14 protein-coding genes are annotated in these 18,379 nt (G+C 76.1%); 7 read left to right on the top strand and 7 right to left on the bottom strand.

Features of this window, described 5'->3' with window-relative positions:
* Window positions 1–7 precede the first annotated feature (7 nt).
* The 4 genes from ACWCRA_RS28915 to ACWCRA_RS28900 all read right to left on the bottom strand — a co-directional run bounded on the left by ACWCRA_RS28915 (window position 8) and on the right by ACWCRA_RS28900 (window position 4,326).
* Window positions 8–1,561: an FAD-dependent oxidoreductase gene (locus tag ACWCRA_RS28915; RefSeq protein WP_451068996.1), complete on the bottom strand. Its 1,554-nt coding sequence runs from the start codon at window positions 1,559–1,561 to the stop codon at window positions 8–10.
* A complete protein-coding gene (locus ACWCRA_RS28910) occupies window positions 1,558–2,283 on the bottom strand; it encodes a methyltransferase domain-containing protein (protein ID WP_351543157.1) in 726 nt (241 codons plus the stop codon). Before ACWCRA_RS28910 ends, ACWCRA_RS28915 begins: the two co-directional genes overlap by 4 nt.
* Window positions 2,284–2,360: 77 nt before the next feature.
* The gene (locus ACWCRA_RS28905) at window positions 2,361–3,560 is read right to left on the bottom strand and encodes a lycopene cyclase family protein (protein WP_351543160.1); all 1,200 of its coding nucleotides are present in this window, start codon (window positions 3,558–3,560) and stop codon (window positions 2,361–2,363) included.
* Between the two features lie 112 nt (window positions 3,561–3,672).
* Window positions 3,673–4,326: an RNA polymerase sigma factor gene (locus ACWCRA_RS28900; RefSeq protein ID WP_451068995.1), complete on the bottom strand. Its 654-nt coding sequence runs from the start codon at window positions 4,324–4,326 to the stop codon at window positions 3,673–3,675.
* Window positions 4,327–4,845: 519 nt separating this feature from the next.
* Between ACWCRA_RS28900 and ACWCRA_RS28895 the strand changes: the two genes are divergently transcribed.
* Window positions 4,846–5,838 carry a MerR family transcriptional regulator gene (locus tag ACWCRA_RS28895; protein ID WP_351543220.1) on the top strand — a complete coding sequence of 331 codons (993 nt, stop codon included), beginning with the start codon at window positions 4,846–4,848 and terminating at the stop codon, window positions 5,836–5,838.
* Here the strand turns inward: ACWCRA_RS28895 and ACWCRA_RS28890 are convergent.
* Together ACWCRA_RS28890 and ACWCRA_RS28885 are read right to left on the bottom strand one after the other, a co-directional pair.
* Window positions 5,835–7,094, bottom strand: coding sequence for an MFS transporter (locus ACWCRA_RS28890; RefSeq protein WP_451068994.1), 1,260 nt, complete (start codon window positions 7,092–7,094; stop codon window positions 5,835–5,837). The two genes, ACWCRA_RS28895 and ACWCRA_RS28890, sit on opposite strands and share 4 nt — an antisense overlap.
* Window positions 7,095–7,746: 652 nt before the next feature.
* A complete protein-coding gene (locus ACWCRA_RS28885; protein ID WP_351543165.1) occupies window positions 7,747–8,091 on the bottom strand; it encodes a trypco2 family protein in 345 nt (114 codons plus the stop codon).
* 63 nt (window positions 8,092–8,154) lie between these two features.
* Here ACWCRA_RS28885 and ACWCRA_RS28880 point away from each other — a divergent pair, with 63 nt between their 5' ends.
* The 5 genes from ACWCRA_RS28880 to ACWCRA_RS28860 all read left to right on the top strand — a co-directional run bounded on the left by ACWCRA_RS28880 (window position 8,155) and on the right by ACWCRA_RS28860 (window position 15,956).
* The gene (locus tag ACWCRA_RS28880) at window positions 8,155–12,003 is read left to right on the top strand and encodes a tetratricopeptide repeat protein (protein ID WP_451068993.1); all 3,849 of its coding nucleotides are present in this window, start codon (window positions 8,155–8,157) and stop codon (window positions 12,001–12,003) included.
* The gene (locus ACWCRA_RS28875; RefSeq protein ID WP_451068992.1) at window positions 12,003–13,202 is read left to right on the top strand and encodes a hypothetical protein; all 1,200 of its coding nucleotides are present in this window, start codon (window positions 12,003–12,005) and stop codon (window positions 13,200–13,202) included. The genes ACWCRA_RS28880 and ACWCRA_RS28875 overlap by 1 nt, the downstream gene beginning before the upstream one ends.
* 19 nt (window positions 13,203–13,221) lie before the next feature.
* On the top strand, window positions 13,222–14,526 hold the full coding sequence (locus tag ACWCRA_RS28870; RefSeq protein WP_351543174.1) for a hypothetical protein: 1,305 nt from the start codon (window positions 13,222–13,224) through the stop codon (window positions 14,524–14,526).
* A gap of 88 nt (window positions 14,527–14,614) precedes the next feature.
* Complete coding sequence (locus tag ACWCRA_RS28865; protein WP_351543177.1) at window positions 14,615–15,022, top strand: BlaI/MecI/CopY family transcriptional regulator; 408 nt, start codon at window positions 14,615–14,617, stop codon at window positions 15,020–15,022.
* Between the two features lie 4 nt (window positions 15,023–15,026).
* The gene (locus tag ACWCRA_RS28860; protein WP_451068991.1) at window positions 15,027–15,956 is read left to right on the top strand and encodes a M56 family metallopeptidase; all 930 of its coding nucleotides are present in this window, start codon (window positions 15,027–15,029) and stop codon (window positions 15,954–15,956) included.
* Window positions 15,957–16,037: 81 nt separating this feature from the next.
* On the opposite strand, the gene ACWCRA_RS28855 is transcribed toward ACWCRA_RS28860, so the two are convergent.
* A complete protein-coding gene (locus tag ACWCRA_RS28855; RefSeq protein WP_451068990.1) occupies window positions 16,038–17,015 on the bottom strand; it encodes a sporulation protein in 978 nt (325 codons plus the stop codon).
* Between the two features lie 250 nt (window positions 17,016–17,265).
* On the opposite strand from ACWCRA_RS28855, the gene ACWCRA_RS28850 reads away from it, so the two are divergent.
* The gene (locus ACWCRA_RS28850; RefSeq protein WP_451068989.1) at window positions 17,266–18,333 is read left to right on the top strand and encodes a CdaR family transcriptional regulator; all 1,068 of its coding nucleotides are present in this window, start codon (window positions 17,266–17,268) and stop codon (window positions 18,331–18,333) included.
* Window positions 18,334–18,379 lie beyond the last annotated feature (46 nt).

Here is an 18,379-nt window from a genome sequence, read left to right as displayed (position 1 = left end):
CCGGGGGTCAGATGCCGGCCAGCCGGTTCAGGGCCCGCAGGGCCGGCACCCGCCCCCGGTCCGGCACGGTCCACAGGGTCTGTCCCCGTACGCCCCACCGGGCGAGCAGGGCGTTCGCCGCGAGGAACCCCGTGGTCGCCGCCCGCTCCATCAGCGCGACCGGCAGCCCCGATCCGACCAGGTCGCCCGCCAGCACCACGGCGGGTTCGGGGGTGCGCACCCCGGGCCGGTCGCCGTGGCCGCCGACGGGGAAGAGCGGGCAGTCGGCCCGCCACTCGTGCCGCTGGTCGACGGCGCGGGCGCCCGCCGTCTCCGGGTAGACACGGCGCAGCTCGGCCCGCAGCCGGTCCTGCTCCACCAGCCGGTCGGCGGCCGGATCGACCGCGTACGCGTGGAGTTCGACCACCGAGCCGCCGGTGCGGGCCGCCCAGCGGGCCGACTCGCCCTCCCAGCGCTCCAGCACGCTCACATTGTCCAGCGGGCCGTATCCGCTGGTGCCCAGGAACCCCGGCCGGTCCGCCGCCACCGGGCGGTCCAGCCAGAGCCTGCTGACGAGGAACGGCGGGGTGGTGCGCAGCCGCAGGACACGCGCCCGCCACTCCTCGTCGCCGAGCAGGGGCGAGCGGGAGACCACGGACCGCAGCCCGTCCGTGTCGAGCGCCAGGACCACACCGTCGTACACCCGCGCGCCGCGTCCGGAGTGGACCACGCAGGTGCCGTCCCGCGCCGGTTCGACACTCTCGACGGGGCTGCCGGTGCGCAGTGACGCGCCGTGGCCCGTGAGATAGCGGCCGAGAGGGTCCCACAGGGCCGCGGGGAACGGCTCGGCGGGCACGTCGAAGAGGAGGCCCTCGCTGGAGCCGAGGAAGTAGATGTGGAACATCAGGACCAGTTCGGCGGCCGAGAGCCGGCGCGGATCGGCGAAGAAGCTCCGGGAGAACACCTCGAACGCCAGATGGTGGGCGGCCTCCGGGAAGCGGATGCGCTCCAGCAGCTCGCGGGCGCTGAGGCCGTCGTACCGCTCGTACACCTCGGGGACCCGCACGTCCAGCAGCGGCAGGGCCGCGCGCGGATTCATCCCGGCGAGATCGCGCCAGCCGAAGGTGGGGCTGAGCGCGGCGAAGCCCAGGGCGCTCCACGGCGGGGTGCGGGGCACCCGGGCGAAGCTGTCCTGGAGGCCGCCGCTGTGCCGGAGCGGATAGTCGGGGAGCGGGGTGAGCATGGAGAGTTCGGGGTCGATCCGGCGCAGCAGTCCCCGGAGGTTGTAGTACTGGCGGAAGAAGGCGTGGAAGCCCCGGCTCATGGTGACGTCCGAGCCGTCGGCGAGCCGCTCCGGCCAGCCGGCGAGCCGGCCGCCGAGCTGCCGCTCCCGCTCGTACAGGGTGACGCCCACACCGCGCTCGGCGAGGGCGGTGGCGGCGGCGAGTCCGGCGATGCCGCCGCCGACGACCGCGACGGCGGGCGGGTCGCCGCTGACGCGGGCGCTGCCGGGGAGCGGGTGGAGGACACGGGCGCGCCGGTCGCGTCCCCGGCGGGCGCCCTCGCGGGCCCCGGGGCTCATCGCCGGGCCTCCGGCCCGCCCGCGGCGCCGACCACGGTGTGGACGATGCCGCGCTGCCAGCCCGGCAGCGGAAGTACGCGTACGCGCGTGAATCCGGCGCGCCGCACCCGGTCGCCGAAGGCGTGGGCCGTGTCGAAGCCGACGACGCTGTGGAAGAGATGCCGGTAGAGGCCACGGTCGCCCGTGAGGGTGCCGGCCGGCCGGACCACGCCGTTGCAGACGGCGGTCCACACGGCGCGGTCGGCCGCCGAGCCGCCGAGGGTGTACTCGTGCACGGCCAGCCGGCCGTGCGGTGCGAGGAGTTCCCGCACCCGGGCGAGGACGGTGTCCGGGTCCTCCAGGTTGCGGAAGAGGTAGGCGGCGAAGACCGCGTCGAAGGGGCCATCGACACCGGCGCGGGCGAGGCGTTCGGCGGGGGCGTGGACAAAGGTGACCCCGGGTGGCCAGCGTTTGGCCGCCGCCCGCTCCAGCATGCCCCGTGAGGCGTCCACGGCGACGATCTCGGCGAGCGGGGCCGCGCGCAGCAGGGCCGCGGTGGAGGCGCCGGTGCCGCAGCCCAGATCGAGGAGACGGAGCCCGGCGCCCCGGTCGGGCAGTCCGAGGCGGCGCGCTGAGCGCCTCAGATGGGCGTGGTAGCCGGGGTTGACGGCCACCAGCCGGTCGTAGGTGCGCGCGGCGTGGTCGAAGGCGGCGGACAGGGTGTCGTCGCGCAGCAGGGCCATCGGGTCTCCGCTCTCTCGTCGGGGGTGGGGGTGTTCGTGGAGCCGCGCGGGGGCGGGCACTTCTCGGGCCGGGTGGGTCATGGGCGCGCGGATCTGTCGCGCCGGGGCAGCCAGGGCAGTTCGGCGGCGGTGCGCAGCATGGGGCGTACGGGGGTGCGCAGCCCGATCGCGACATCCTCGTCCCACCGGGTGGCGCCGTCGAGGAACCGCAGCAGCCGCTCCATCGGGACCTGCCGGAACAGCCCGGTGAAGAACCGCGCGCCGTCGACGCGGCCGGTGTCCAGGGCGCGGAGGAGGACGGCGTCCATGGCGAGCGAGCGCCGCGAGTGCGCGGCGGGCGGCACCGGGGTCCTCCCCCGGTGCAGACGGGCGGCGACGGCGCGGGCCTGCCGCTGGACGGCGGCGAAGGTGTAGCCGGTGGAGGGGCGGGTGGCGCCGCCGGCGGTGCCGATCCGGAAGACCGACCGCCCGGCCCGGCGCGGGAACCGGCCGTCCGTCATCGGGATCACACCCTGCTCGGTACGGGTGATCTCGAACCGGTCCAGGCCGAGGACCTCCTCGGTGTAGTGGCGCAGGGCGCGCTCGTAGCCGAGGTCGTCGAGGACGGCGCGGGAGAACTCGGTGTACTCCACGAGTGCTTCGTACGGGCTGATCGGCAGGATGTAGCCGAACGACAGGCCGTGGGCGGGTTGCGGGGTCCGGAAATCCATCAGATCGGCGGTCCGCTGGTCGAAGACCGGTGCCGGGGAGCGGATGAACCAGCCCCGGAAGTGCTGGAGCAGGGTGGTGCGGGCGGCGGGCGGGCGGCGCGGGGGGCGGGAGTCGAAGACCCACCGGGCGGGCAGCGCCAGTTCCTCGCCCCGCGCGGTGACCCCGCGCACCAGCGCGCCGTGGGGCGTGTCCTCGACGGTGCCGACGGTGGCCTCCGTCCGGCGCAGCCCCGCCTCGTGGCGCAGGCGCTCGCCCACCAGGGCCTCGAAGGAGGTGGAGCGGAGCATCTTGTAGCGCAGCGGGGCCGGGGATCCGGCCAGGGGTGTCCCGTCGGGGGCCCGTACCCGGAGGGTGTCCCAGCTCGCGGTCAGGGCCGTGTCGAAGGCGCCGTGCTCCGGCTCCCAGAAGCACCAGGTGCGCTCGGGGGGTCTGGCGGGGCCCGGGGGTGCGTCGATCAGGGTGACGGTCGGGGGTGTGCGCCCGGGGGCGGCGGCGTGGAGCCAGTACGCGAGCGAGAGCCCCGCGGCGCCCGCCCCGACGACGCAGATCTCGGTGCCGTCCTCCATGAAACCCCTCCCTGGTTCTCTCGGTCGCCGGGCCCGGCCGGAGCGGGCCCTCAGGATTCCGTACCGGCGGCGCTCCCGGGCGCAGGGACACCGCTCATCGGCGGGCCGGATGTCAGCGCATCACGCATCTGCGCGCGTGGTCGGCGGCGCGGGGGCCCGCGGGTCCGGCGGGCGGCCGGTCGGGGGTGTCCTCCAGGGAGCGGCGCAGCCGGTGCAGTCCCCGGCGGGTGTGGCTCTTGACCGTGCCGAGGGGAAGCCCGGTCCGTTCGACTATCTGGACCTGGGTGAGGTCCTCCCAGAACGCGAGGCCCAGCACCTGGCGCTGGGCCCGGGGCAGCTTCGCCAGCTCCTGGGCGATCAGCACGGCGTCGAGGGCGGCTTCGGGGCGGGTGTCCGCGCGCTCGCCGGGCGGGCGGGCCCGGGCGCTCGCGGCGGCGACCAGTTCGGTGCGCCGGGTGCGGGCGGAGAGCGCGTCCGCGATCTTCCGTCGGGTGATGCCGACCAGCCAGGCCGAGAGCGGCCCGCGCTCCGGGCGGTAGCCGTGGCGGCCCCGCCAGGCGGCGAGGAAGACCTGCTGGGTGACGTCCTCGGCCTCGCGCGGGTCGCCCAGGGTCCGGGCGGCGAGCGAGTGCACCAGGGCGCCACAGGTGCGGTACAGGGCGGCGAAGCTCTGCTCGTCGCCGCCGACGAAGCCGCTGGCCAGGGCCTCGGCGTCACCGGCGGCCGGGGAACGGTCCGCCCCGCCCCCGGGCGGAACACCCTCCACGGACCCCACCCCGGGGGAATCCGCTCCGGACAACCCACCCCCCAATACCCCGCCATCCACACAACCGGCCCCGAACCGCCCACCGGCCGGCACCCCACCACCGGACGGTCCGGTGCCGGGCGGCGGTGCTCCCTCGGCGGGGCGCACCCCGGCGGAATCCGTCGCGGGCGAACCGCCGAGGGACGGTCCGGCCCCGGCGGGCCCCCCGGGCACGGCAGGTCCGGCGCCGGACCGGGTGCTCTCGGCGGAGCCGGTGGCAAAGGAGCGCTCCCCGGACCGCGCGGGCTCGGGCGGCTCGTCGCCGGGCGCGGGCCGGGGTGTGCCGGCCGGGCCGTACGGTGCGGTCGTCGCCATGCGCTCTGCTCCTCGTGCCGGGCTCGGCGGCGCGGTGGGGCCGGCCCGGGCGGGCCGGGGCGCCACCGGACCGTCCGCGCCCCACCGCGCCTCGGTCGCCCCAGGTTTTCCACTGGCGGCCCCGCCGGGCAACACGCGTCGTTTGTGCGTCGTTATAGTCCGTACGTGCGTGCTTCATCTCCCCCGCCACGTGCGGATATCCCGAAAGCGGGGCTGACCACCGGTGCCGTGGCCCGGCGCTTCGGCGTGGCGCCGACCACCCTCCGTTCCTGGGACCGGCGTTACGGCATCGGCCCGGCGTCCCGGGAGGACGGCCGGCACCGCCGGTGGACCGGGGAGGACATCGCGCTCCTGGAGCGGATGTGCCGGCTCACCAGCGCGGGGGTGCCGCCCTCCGAGGCCGCGCGGGCCGCGCTCGCTCCCGGGCCCGGCGCGGAGGGCGCGCGGGGGCCGGCCCCCCGGCCCGGGCCGGCCCGGATGCCGGAGCCCCGGCGCCCGGCCGCGTCCGGCCGGGCGTGCCAGGGACTGATCCACGCCGCGTCGCGCCTCGACTCGCACGCCATGGACCGGCTGCTGGCCTCCGTCGTCGCGGAGTTGGGGCTGGTCGGCGCCTGGGACGAGGTGATCATGCCCGCGCTGCACGCGGTCGGCCGCCAGTGGGAGAACTCCGGCGACAAGGGCGAGAGATATGTCGAGGTCGAGCATCTGCTGTCGTGGCATGTCTCCCTGGCCCTGCGCCGCCCCGCCGCTCCGCCCGCCGAGCGCTCCCCCGTACCGCCGGTGCTGCTGGCGTGCGTCCCGGGTGAGCTGCACACCCTCCCGCTGGAGGCGCTCGCGGCGGCCCTGTCGGAGCGCTCCGTGCCGGTCGCCATGTTCGGGGCCGCCGTGCCGGCCGAGGCACTCGACAAGGCGGTGCGCAGGACCGGCCCGGTCGCGGTGGTGCTCTGGTCCCAGTCGCTCAGCACCGCGAGCCGCCCGCTGGCCCAGCGGATCGGCTCCCTGGAGTGGGGGGTGCGCGGTGCCCGCACCGGCCCGGCGGTCCTGGTGGCGGGTCCCGGCTGGGCGGGGCCCCATCTGCCGGGGACCCTGCGCCCCCGGCGTTTCCGGGACGCCCTGGAGACCCTGCTCTCCCTGTGCGCCCCGCAAGCCGGCCCCTAAAGACGGCCCGCCACCGGCTCACCCTCCGGCGCCCCGGCCCTCGCGGGCGGCGCGGAAGGGCGCAGCCGCAGGAGGACCGCCGCGGCGGCGGCGAGGGCCGGAGCGGCGGTCACCAGGAAGCAGAGCCAGAGCGGAAGCCGGCCCACCAGGAGTCCGACGGCGGCGGTGCCCGCCGACGTACCGGCGTTGAGGGCGCTGTTGACCCAGGTGCCGGCCCGGGTGCGGGTCTCCGGTGTGGCGTACTCGTCCATGGTCAGATACGCGGTGGTCAGCGCCGGGGAGAGGAAGAGCCCGGCGCAGACCGCCATGAGGGCGAGGACCCAGAGGTTCGGGGAGAGGCCCGCGAGGCCGAGGGTCAGCGACAGACCGGCCGTCGCCAGGGCCAGCCGGAGCCGGCCGGACAGCCGCCACACCCGGGCGCCGTAGGCGAGACCGCCGGCCACGCTGCCCACCGAGAGCGCCGCCTCGATCCAGGCCACCGCCGCGATCCGGTCATGGCGTTCGGCGAAGACGACGGCCAGCAGGGTCAGCGCGCCGAGGCACACCCCGACCGCGCCCGCGATGACGACGGGTTCGAGCGCGCCCGGGGCGCGGGCCGCCCGCCCGCGCCGCCGCGGCTCCGGGGCGGAGGAGGCACCCCGGCCGGGCACGGTGCGCAGGGCCGGCGAGGAGACCAGGGCGAGGGTGCCGCTCAGCACCAGCAGCGCGCTCGCCCCGACCCCCCAGGCCGGGTTGCCCAGCGCGATGAAGACCCCGGCCACCAGCGGACCCATCACATAGAGGACCTCCTCGGCGACCGTGTCCAGGGAGAACGCCCGCTGCCGCAGCGCCGGTTCCGGCAGCAGACCGCTCCACACCGTCCGCATCACCGGACCGAGCGGCGGCGCGCAGGCACCGGCCGCGAGCGTCAGGGTGAGCAGCGCCCAGCGGGGGGCGCCGGAGCCCGAGGCCGCGACGGCCAGCGCGGTCAGCAGCGACGCGTAGACCGTGGCCATCGGTACGAGCACGCGCCGCGCGCCGTGGCGGTCGATCAGCCGGGCGCGCAGGGGCGCCAGGCAGGAACCGCCGAGCCCGAACAGGGCGAGGGCGGTCCCGGCCCACGCGTAGGAGCCGGTGGCACGGGTGAGCGCCACCACCAGGGAGACGAAGACGATGCCGTACGAGAAGCGGCCGACGAGCGCGGCGCCGAAGGTGCGCAGGGCGTGGGGCTCTCGCAGCACGGCGGCGTACGAGGGGGCCCGTGAAGGCGAAGACATGGGATGTGTTCCTCATCGGGACGGCGCCCGATGGCGCCGGAGTGTGCGGGCAGGCCGGAGCGCCATGTGCCGCGGGAAGCGGAACAGGGGGCGTCGGCGGGCCTAGACACGGTGGGGGAACACGGGCGGAAGGCTAGCAGAGCCGTACGCCGCGGTGGCGCCCCGGACGGCCCCGGGGCCCGGCGGCGGGACCCGCCGAGGAATCGGGTGAACGAGGTTCGCCGCGCGGGGGATTCACCCCGGGCGCGGAGGCCGGAAGGCCGCCTCCGCACCCGGCGCGGGAATCGCCGGCCGCACGGCGGAGCCCCGCGGTTTCACCCTGGAAACGATCACGGAATGGCGGACCGGCGGAATGCGGGATTCGGTCCGGCGCCACCCTCGGAGCACGGGAACCGGAACACTGAATTCTGAACACTGAATTCTGGCCGCGGAACAGAGCCGGGCACACCGCGGACGGGACAGGAACGGAGAGCCGGTCCGCCCCCGCACACCCACCGCCCGCCCCCGTTCCCCCACCGCCCGCCTCCGCGCGCACCGCTCTCCGGCGCCGGTGGTCCCGGCCCGCGCCCCGACGACGGCACCGGCACCGGCACCGGCACCGTGCGCCCGCTGCCGGCCCTCCCGCCGGATGCCCGCCCTACCGGGGCCCGCCCTACCGGGGCCCGCCGATGCTGATGCCCGGGCCCTCCGGGCGGTCGTCCCGGTCGTGCGGCAGCAGCTCGATCTCGATGCGGTGGGTGTTCTCGCGCGCCACGGCGGCCCCCGCCTCGGCGGTGAGCACCCCGACGCGCACCCCGCCCCTGCCGCCGCCCTCCCGGCGGATCTGCACGGCGAATTCGATATTGACGCGCTCCACCAGGAACTGGAGCCCGCTGTCCGCGCCGTTGCGCTGTGCCGTTTCCAGTTCCTCGCGAATCCGGCCGATCACCTCGGCCAGACCCGCGGTCTCCGCACCGTCGGGCCCACCCCGCGCGCCCCGTCCGTCACTCGCATTCACGGCCGCCCCCTCATCAGGTATTCGGGGTCCGATTCCGGCCCCTCGTGGCTATTGTTGCGGAGCATGGACGAGCCCGAGGGGCATTCCCCTGACACTGTCCCGGAGGACAGTTGGCGGGTCCGGCTGTCGCAGAGCGGGCACCCCCGGGCCGCGTCGCTCGGAGCGGGTGTGCTGCTTCCCGGCGGCCGGGTGCTCACCTGCGCCCATGTCGTGATGGAGAAGCGCTCCTCCCGGAAGGACGGCACCGAGGTCCCGCGTCCGCTGACGGAGGTGTACGCGGAGTTCCCCGGCGCCCCGCCGGACCGGGCGGGGCCGCTGCGCGCCACGGTCCTCGCGCCGTATCTCCGCCCGCTCACCTCGCACTTCAGCGCCGATCTGGCACTGCTGCAACTGGACGAGAGCCCTCCGGTCGACCCCGTCGTCCTCCACCGGCAGGTGCTCTCGCTCGACGACCTGGTGCACGCCGTCGGCTACCCCCGGGATCTGCCGGGCGGCGAGGCGGTCAGGGCGCGCATCATGGGGCGCGGCGGACCCGGGAGCTACCCCGAGTGGGTGCAGCTCGACGCCGAGTCGGCGCCCTATGTGATCCGGCACGGCTTCAGCGGCAGCGGGGTGGTGCACCGCCGCACCGGTGGGGTCATCGGCATCCTGGTGCACCAGCACGGCACGGAGCGGTTCCCCGTCGCGCTCGACCACGCCTACATGATCCCGGCGGAGACGATTCTTCGGCACCTGCCCGCGGAGGAGCTGAATCTGACGGTGTCGGGACCGCCCGCGGTCTCGCGCACCATCCCGCTCACCACCGGCCCGCACAGCCCCGAACGGGCCGCAGGGGTGGGGTACGTCATGACCCACTGGCTCCGCGACGGGGTCCCGCTGGCCCGCACCGGCACCGGCACCGGCACGGCCGCCGGCGCGGGAGGGACGGCGCAGGCGGGCGACCCGAGGGGCCCGGCCGCCGGCTCCGGCCGGGTGACCGAGCCCGTGGAGCTGGCCTTCGCCGGCGACGAGGACCAGGACGCGCTGTTCGCCATCCACTCGACGCTCATCCTCGCCGACCGTGAGCGCAACCCCCGGGTGATGTGGGACGGCGGGGCCAACCAGCCGCAGGTGGGCTCGATCGATCTCGCGCTGGACGCCACGGGCTGGACGGCCGAGCGGCTGGTGTTCCGCACCGCCGCCCGCGCCGGGCTGGTCGCCCGGACCACCGGGGGCACCGGGCCGGGCGGCCGGGCGGCCCCGGCCGCCGACACCGCCGCCCTGCTGGCCCGGATCGCCGGTGAGGGACCACCGCTCTCCGCGGCCTTCCTCTCCGTCGACCGGGCCGTTCCCACCGGCGAGGCGGTGCTGCCCCTGCTCCGGGCGCTGCTGACATCCGGCCGCAGCCGGGTGATGCTCACCTTCCGCGACCCGCGCTCCCCGCTGCTGGCCGAGGTCGCCGAACTGCTCGACCCGCGCTGGGCGGAGCGGCGCGCGGACGCCACGGCCGCGCGGCTCGCCGTCCTCGCCCGGCTGGAGCGGCGCGGATCGACCGTGGCGGCCGGGCCGGGCCCGGCCGCGGAGCCCGTCCCCGGACCGCTGTCCCGGCAGCTCTCCGCCCGGTTGGCCGCGCTGCGCCGCGACGGCGGTCCGCGCAATGAGGCGGCCTCGCTGTACGAGCTGTTCCGGATACGCACGGCCGTCGAGGACGCCGTACAGGCCCTCGATCCGCCGCACGCCCCGCACGGGTACACCGTCACCGCGCCGGGCCCGGAGCTGACGAAGCTCCCCAAGGTCGTCGTGGGCAACCCCGACCACATCGTCGAGCCGGAGCCCCCGGTGCCGCCCGGCTCCGCCCCCGCCCCCGGTCCCGCGCTCGCGCGGGGCGAGGAACTGCACCAGCAGTACCGGGTGGTCGGCCGGCTCGGGCAGGGCAGCTTCGGTCAGGTGTATCTCGCCCACGACCAGATGCTGGAGAAGCGGGAGGTCGCCCTGAAGGGAGTGCACGACCCCGCCGACCGCAGTGCCACCACGACCGCGCGGACGGAGCGGCTCCGGCTCGTCAGCCTCAACCACCCCTCGATCATCAAGGTCTTCAACTACGCGAAACACCCCGACCATCCGGCGAACACCGCCATGTTCATCGTGATGGAGTACGCCAACGGCGCCCCGCTGCACTGGGTCGCCGAGCAGATCGCGCGGCGCGTCGAACCGTTCCACGACTACCGGGTGCACGAGTTCATCGCCGTCTACGGGCTGCACATCCTGGACGCCCTGCGCTATCTGCACGTCGAGCACCGCTTCGTCTACGGCGATCTCTCCCTCGGCAATGTCATGCACTGCGGCGAGGGCATCAAACTGATCGATGTCGCCGGGGTGCGCGACGTCGGGGCGCCCGGACCGGTCACCTATCCGGCCCCCGAGGTCCGGCAGTCCACCGGGGTGACCGTGTCGGCCGATCTGTACGCCGTCGGCGAGGTCCTCCGGGCGCTGCTCGGGCGGGTGCCCGAGGACCCGCCGGGCCTGGGCCCCGTCTCGCTGCGGCACGCGCTGGGCCGGGCCACCGCCGCCCTGCCCGAGGAGCGGTTCGCCACCGCCGAGGAGATGTCGGTGCAGCTCCGCGGTGTGCTGCGGGAGCTGCGTTCGCTGCGGCTGGGCGAGGAGGAGTTCGAGCCGTCGTCGCTCTTCGGCGCCGCGCCCGCCGCGCTCGACGGCGAACTCGGCAAGGCCCCGCCGCTCGACCAGTGGCGCGGCGGCGGCAGCGAGAAGCGCCGGCTGACGGCCCGGCCGCCGGCCCCCGCCGAGGTCGCGCTCGGGCTGCCGGTGCCCAAACCCGACGGCGATGACGCGAACCGGAAGGAGCTCCAGCGCACCTCGTACGACGACCCGGCCGGTCTGCTCCAGCTCAGCAGCGCCTGGCACGAGTCGCCCGAACGGGCCCTGCTGCGCTGCCGGCTCCATCTGGAGATCGCCCGCGAGCACCCGGGCGAGGCCGCCGCGGAGCAGGCGGCGGCCGAGCGGGAGCTGCTCCGCGCCCGGTCCGCCGTCGGCGCCCTCGCCGCGTACGACTGGCGTCTGCACTGGCACCGCGGTCTGCTCCATCTCTCCCGCGACCAGGTGGAGTCCGCCCTGGCCTGCTTCGAGCTGGTCTACGAGGCGATCCCCGGCGAGTACGCGCCCAAGCTGGCGCTCGGCTACTGCCATGAACTCCTCGGCGACCCGAAGGAGGCCATGGTGCTGTACGGGGCGGTGTGGCACCGCAACCACGCGCTCGGCGGCGCCGCCTTCGGCCTCGCCCGGATTCATCTCGCGGACGGCAGGCCGAGGCTCGCCCTCGACTGCCTCGGCGCGGTGCCTCCCGACTCACGGCACCGCACGGCCGCCCGGACGGCCATGGTGCGCATCCTCGCCGACCCGCCCGCCGACGGGTCCCCGCCGACCGTGACGGCCGCCCGCCGGGCCTGGGTGGCGCTGCACCGGCTGCCGCTGAAGGAGGGGCTGACCGACCGGCACGCCCAGGAGCGGCTGCGCGCCGACCTCCTGGAGCTGCTGCTGCGGCTGGTCGGCCCGGCGCGACCCCGGGAGCGGAGTCTTCGCCCGCGCGGGCGCGAGGAGCGGCCGGCGGAGGCCGGTCCGCTGGCCGCGCTCCACGCGGAGCTGGCGGAGCTGCCGGAGACCATCCCGGCCCCGCTCACCCGGCGCGATCTGTGCGAACAGCTCGCCGCCTGCTATCTGCGGCTCTTCGAGCAGGTGCCGCTCGCCCGCGGGCCGGGCCGGCGGGAGCTGGCGGAGGCGCTGGTCGACAACGCGTACCGCACCCGGCCCATCGCCCTCACCCACCGGCGGGGCGAGCCGCGCCGGGGCCTGTTCCGGCGCCGGCCGGCGCGCCCGGCCGACCGTCCCGGCGGCGGCACCGGGGCCGGGGAGCGGTGATGGACGGCCGGTCCGGTCCGCGCCGTCGCGCCGGGGCCCTGCCCCGGGGGCTCCGGCGGCTCGGACAGCGCGCGGCCTGGCGATCGGCGGGCCGGGCACTGTGGCACTGGTCGTCGGGGCGCACCGCCACGGACCGGCGCAGATCCACCGGGCAGTTCCTGCTGGGCCGGATGGTCCTGCTGCCCGCCCTGGCCCTCGCGGTGCTCGCCCTCGCCGCGACCGCGTACTTCACCCTCGACGGCCGCACCGAGCGGCTCCGCGACCGGTACGCCCCGGCTCTGGTCGAACTGACCCACGCCAGGGTCTCGCTGACGGTGGCCCGGTACGAGGCCGAGCGCCGGCTCGGCACCGACGACGGCAAACCGCTGCCGCAGACGGATCTCGTCGGGCTCGGCGAGCGGTATCCCTCCCTGGTGACCGAGGCGTCCCAGAGCCTCAACAACGCCGCGCGGACCGGGGCCCTGCGCCGGGCCCAGGAGCAGGAGGTCCGGGTGGTGTCGGGGCTGGTGGTGGCGTACGACAACTGGATCGGCTGGGCGAACAGCCACCACGAGAGCGACGAGCTGCGCAGGGCGGGACTGAGCTACGCGGCCGGGCTGCTGGGGGACGGCACGGGCCCGGCCGGCTCGACGGCCGTGCTCGACCGCGTACGGGCGCTGGAACGGGAGCTGCGCGCGGACGCGGAGCGGCTGTCCGGGTGGAGCGCGCTGCCCTCGGCGACGGCGGTGGCGGCGCTGCTGACGGCGCTGGTCTTCGCCTTCGCCGTCGTCGGCACCCTCGACTTCGTCCGGGGGCAGCTGCGGGTCCGGAGCCCGCTGCTGACGGTGTACGCGGCGCCGGTCCTGCTGGTGCTCGTGGTGCTGGCCCTCGGGGTCGACGGCCAGCACCGGGCGCGCGAGCACGTGGGGCGGACCGCCGACCGGCTCGGGGAGGTCGCGGTGCCGCACGGCGCCTCCGCCGCCGGCGCTCCGGGCGAGGACCTGACGAGCGCGGAGATCCGGGGCGAGATCCGGGCCGGTGCCGCGATCGAGAAGGAGGCCGGTCTGCTCGCCGCCGAGCTGCGGGGGACCCGTTCGCGCGAGTGGTCCCTGGCCGCCGGTCTCTCGCTGGGGCTCGGCACGGCGGGGGCGCTCGCCTGCGGCTTCACCCTCTTCCACTACAACCGCAGGCATCTGGCGATCCAGTGGAGGACGGCGTGAGCGTGCGCGGGAGGACCGTATGAGGGCACGGCGCCCGCTGCTGCGCACCGCCCTGGTCTGTGTGCTGCTGGCCCTGTCGGCCTTCTCCGCGGCGGGGTGCGGCGCCGAGGAGGACCGGACGCTGGTGGTTCTGGGGCCCTGGACGGCCGGGGAGGAGAAGCCGTTCGTGGCGGCGCTCGCCAAGATCGGCGAGCGGACGGGCCACCGCTATGTGTACGAGGGCACGCGCTCCCTGCGCGAGACGCTGGTGGCCCAGCTGCGCACGGACTCGCCGCCCGATGTGGCGATCCTCAGCGGCCAGGGCGAGCTGGCCGAGTACGCCCGCGACGGCGACGCGAAGCCCCTGCCGGAAGAGCTGGCGGGCGCCGCCATCTCCCCCTGGGCGCCCCGGGTCTCGCTGCCGGACGAGCACGGCGAGCAGCGGCAGCACGCCTACTGGGTACCGGTGCGGGTCGATCTCAAGAGCCTGGTCTGGAGCCGCGCCCATGCCCCGGGGGGCAGCGGCGGGGACCGGTGGTGCCTGGGCATGGAGTCGGGCGGGATGTCCGGCTGGCCGGGCACGGACTGGATCGAGGACCTGCTGCTCCAGCTGCACGGCAGCGCCGTGTACGAGCGGTGGGCGACGGGCGATCTGAGCTGGACCGGGCCGGAGGTGCGCAGCGCCTGGCGGGCGTGGCGGACCCTGCTCACCGCGGACGGCGCGCGGGCGGGCGAGGAGGCGATATCCACCTCCTTCGAGAGTCTGGGCGACGGCCGGTACGGTCTGCTGAACCGGGGCGACTGCGCCCGGGAGCACCAGGGTTCGTTCATCCGCCGCCACTACGGGGACGATGTGACGCCCCGGCCCACCGCCGAGTTCCTCGCGGGCCCCCGGGGTCTGCCGGGGTTCACGGGCCCGGCGGCCTCCGGGGAGAGGGTGTTCGAGGTGTCCGGCGACATGGCGGCGGTCTTCACCCCCAGCGACGCGGCCTGGGAGCTGATGAGCCGGCTGGTGCGGCGGGAGACCCGCGACGACTGGGCCGCGGCGGCGGAACCGGCCGAGCGGCCGTTCTTTCCCGACGCGACCACGGGCCCCGGCCGGCTGACGGCCGGCACCTCGGCGGCGCTGAAGCTGTTCCGGGAGGCGGAGCGGGTCTGCTTCGACGCGTCGGACGCCATGCCGCCGACCCTGCGGGGCGCCTTCCACCGGGCGGTCCTGGAGTTTCTCCACCGGCCCCGTGACGCCCGGCTGCTCGACGGGCTGCTGAAGCAGCTCGAATCGGAGCGGCTGCTCCAGGAGAAGGCCGACGCGTTCGCCCTGGACCATCTGTGCGTACGCCGCTGAGGCCCGCACGCGCGCGGGCCCGGGCACCGCTCAGTACGATGGACCGCCCCGCGGCGGTGCGCGGGCGGGGAAGCGGGAGTGAGACGGCATGACGGACCGGCACCAAGACGGCGACGGCGGCCCGGGGCCCCGGCGGCGCGGACAGGGCGAGCTGGAGGCCGCGGTGCTGGGGGTGCTCGGCGGGGCGCCCGGCCCGGTCGGCGCGGGCTGGGTGCGGGAGCGGATCGGCGGCGGTCTCGCGTACACGACCGTGATCACCATCCTCACCCGGCTGCACGCCAAGGGCGCGGTCGCCCGGGAGCGGACGGGGCGGTCCTTCGTCTGGACGCCGGTCGCCGACGAGGCGGGGCTCGCCGCCCTGCGGATGCGGAAGGTCCTGGACGGCGAGCCGGACCGGCAGGCGGTGCTGGCGAGTTTCGTGACCGCGCTCTCCCCGGGGGACGAGCGGCTGCTCCGTGAGCTGCTGGCGCAGCTCCCTCCCGAAGAGGACGAGTGAGCGCGTGGGCGTCTTCGTCCTTCTGCCCCTGGTCCTGCCCTGCACCGCCTGGCCGGTCGCCCGCCTCGCCGAACAGCATCTCCACCCCCGCGCCGCCACCTGGCTGCTGACGGGGGTCGCGGGGGTCCTCGCCGTGTGCAGCACGCTCTGTCTGGCGCTGCTGATGGTCGTCGGCACCGCGCAGTTGCCCGGCAATCCGCTGCCGGACGGCTGGTCGGACCCCGAGGTGCGCGCGGCGGTCCCGTACGACGAGGTGGCGGGCAGGGCCGCGATCGTCGCCCTGGTCGCCGTGGTCGCCGCCTGCGCGCGGACCGTGTGGCGGCATGCGCGGGTGCGCCGGCTGGCCGGCCGGGCGCTGGCGGGGATCGCGCCGGGGCCGGTGGCGGTGGTGCGCGACGGGGCTCCGTACGCGTACGCCCTCCCGGGCGGGCCGGGGCGGGTGGTGGTCACGACCGGGATGCTGGCCGAGCTGGACCCGGCGGAGCGCCGGGCCCTGTTCGCGCACGAGCGGGCGCATCTCGCGGCCCGGCACCACCGGTTCCTGCTCGCCGCGCAGCTCGCGGCGCGGGCCCATCCGTTTCTGCGGCCCCTGCGGACGGCGGTGTTCTACGCGGCCGAGCGCTGGGCCGACGAGGACGCCGCGGCGGCGGTCGGCGACCGGCGCACGGTCGCGCGGGCGATCGGCAGGGCCGCGCTGGTGTCGCGCGGCGCGCCCCCGGCGGTCCTGGCGCACTTCGCCGTCGCGGGCCCGGTGCCCCGGAGGATGGCGGCGCTGCTCGGCCCGGCCCCCGCGCCCCGGGTCTGGCCGTCGGTCTTCACCACGGTGGGTCTGGCCGTCTGGGGAGCGGCGGCGGGCACCACGGTCTCCGCGCTCTCGTCGGCGAACTCGGCGGTCACGCTCTTCTTCATCCTGAAGGCGGCCACACCGCTGTGACCCGGACCGCCCGGTGGGCCGGAGGCCACCGGGCGGTCGGCGAGGCCGTGCCGCACGGGGTGCGGCGGTGTCACCGGTGGCTCAGCCCTCCTCCTCCGCCCCCTCCTCCTCGTCGCCCTCGATGAGATCGCCGATCTCGTCGACCACCTCGGCCGCGATCAGTCCGCCGGCCACCCCGACCGCGAGCCCGGCCGCCCCGGCGGCGACCACCGTGCCGGCGCCCGGCCCCGAGCGGTGGGCGTGGTGGCCGTGGTGGGCATCGGTGTGCGCGTACGCGTCGGGGGCGGAGCCGGGGGTGCCGCTCCCGGTCAGCCGGCGGAGCCAGGAGTCGACCTCGGCGCCCCAGTCGCGGTGCCCCGCGTCGTGGTGGCCCGCGGTGAAGCGGGCGATCGCGTCGGGCTCCCCCGAGCGGGAGCGCCTGTCCGCCTCCAGGATCACGTCGAGGCCCTCGCTCTCCGCGAGGAAGGTCAGCTCGATCTCGTCCACCCGGTCCGTGTACCGGGGCGGCGGGGTGAGTTCGATCTCCTGGCGGACGGGCAGCCGCTGACCGGTGCCGTGCAGCCGGCCGTACTCCAGTCCGGCGGAGCGGAATCCGCAGCCGAGCTGTCCCAGGGCTTCGAGGACCGCCTCCTGGGCGGGCAGGGGGCGCACCACCAGCGGGTCCAGGTCCCCCCGGTCCCGCGCGCCCGCCACCACCAGTTCGGTGCGGACTCCGAGGGCGACCCCGAGGCGCTGGCCGTGCAGTTCGGTGAGAGGGGTCTCCCACGGCAGCGTCACCTCGAAGGAGAGGCTCCACCGCTCGCCCTCGGCGAGGCGGAAGCCGCCGCCGACGGGGAACCGGTCGAGGACGGCCGTCTCCGCGGGATTCCCGTCGTCGCCGGACGCGACACCCGCGACCAGTTCCAGGGCGAGCTGTTCGACCATGACATCGGACCTGCCGCCGCTCAGCCGGATCTGCCCGGTGAGACGGCCGCCGGGCAGTACGGCGTCCGCGTCGAGGACCGTGTCCACCGTGGGCCCGCCGACACCGAGCGAGCCGAGCAACCGTTTGAACACCATGACGGCGTTCCCCTCTTCCTGTTCGTGAGTGCGGTGACGGTGAGAGGCGCGCGGGGGCAGCGCGGAACAGTCCGGCGCCCGCTACTTCTACACGCCTGTAGAAGCATAGAGGGGGACGGCGCACGGTGTCAGCAACTCGGCGGCACACGGGGAGAAGCGCGCCCGGAACGGGCGAGGGGCGCGGACGGGCGCGCGGGCGCGGTGTTCGCGGTCGCCGGTCGGATCGCGCGCGCACGGGTAGGTTGGCCCGATGATTGCCGGCACCACCGCACAGGCCATTGTCGACGACATCGTCGGCCGGCTCGGGGTCAATGTGAACATCATGGACGAGCGCGGGGTGATCACCGCCAGCGGTGACCGCTCCCGGGTGGGAAGCCTCCACGAGGGCGCCCTGGAGGTGCTCCGGACGGGGGCGCCGTTCTCCGTCACCGGGGTGCGGGCCAGGGAGCTGAACGGAACGCGGGCCGGTGTCAACCTCCCGCTCCGTCTCGACCACGAGATCGTCGGCGTGGTCGGCGTGAGCGGTGAACCCCAGGACGTGGGCGAGATCGCGCTGGCCATCGTGCGGCTGGCCGAGCTGATGGTGCTTCAGCAGGCGTTCCTCGGCGAGGCCGGCTGGCGCCACCGGGTGCGTCAGCAGATCGTGGAGGACCTCATCGCCGACCGGCTGACGGTGCGGAGCTGGCGCCAGCGCCAGCGGCTCGCGGGGTGCCGGGTGGAGCCCCCGTACACACTCCTCGCGCTCCACGGCGAGGGGCTCGCGACCCCCGCCGACCCTCGTGAGCTGTACCGCAGGCTGGACGCGGACGAGAGTGCCGTGCTGGTGGCCGCGGACGCCGAGGGGACGGTCTGGGCGGTGGCCGGCGGGACCGCCGCCGCGGCCCCGCGCCGCCGGCTCACGGCGCTCCGCGAGAGCCGGCCGGACATCGGCACCCTGGACGCGGGGACGGCGGAGGACTTCGCCGCGCTGACGGAGCGGACCGGTCAGGCGGTGTTCGCGATGCGCAGAAGGCCCGTCGGCGAGGTGCGGCTCTCCGATCTGGAGCTGCCCGCGCTCCTCGCGCGGCTCGACACCGGGACCCGGGCCGCGACGGCGGAGCGGATTCTCGGTCCGCTCTCCGCCGAACTGCGGCAGACCCTGCGGCTCTATCTGAGCCACAACCGCAGTCTCACCGACGCCGCCCTGGCCCTGAACGTGCACCGCAACACCCTCGCCTACCGGCTGGGCCGCATCCAGCGGCTGACCTCGCGCGACCCCCGGTCCTTCCAGGACGCGGTCGTGCTCCAGGTGGCCCTGCACCTCGCCGACCCGCGCTGAACCGCCCGCCCGCCCCGCGCACGGCGCCTCCCGCACGGGCCTCTGC

The sequence above is a fragment of the Streptomyces sp. NPDC001889 genome, from assembly GCF_053594535.1.
The sequence above is the reverse complement of the archived record's forward strand: the minus strand, read 5'-3'. Positions and strand labels throughout refer to the sequence as shown.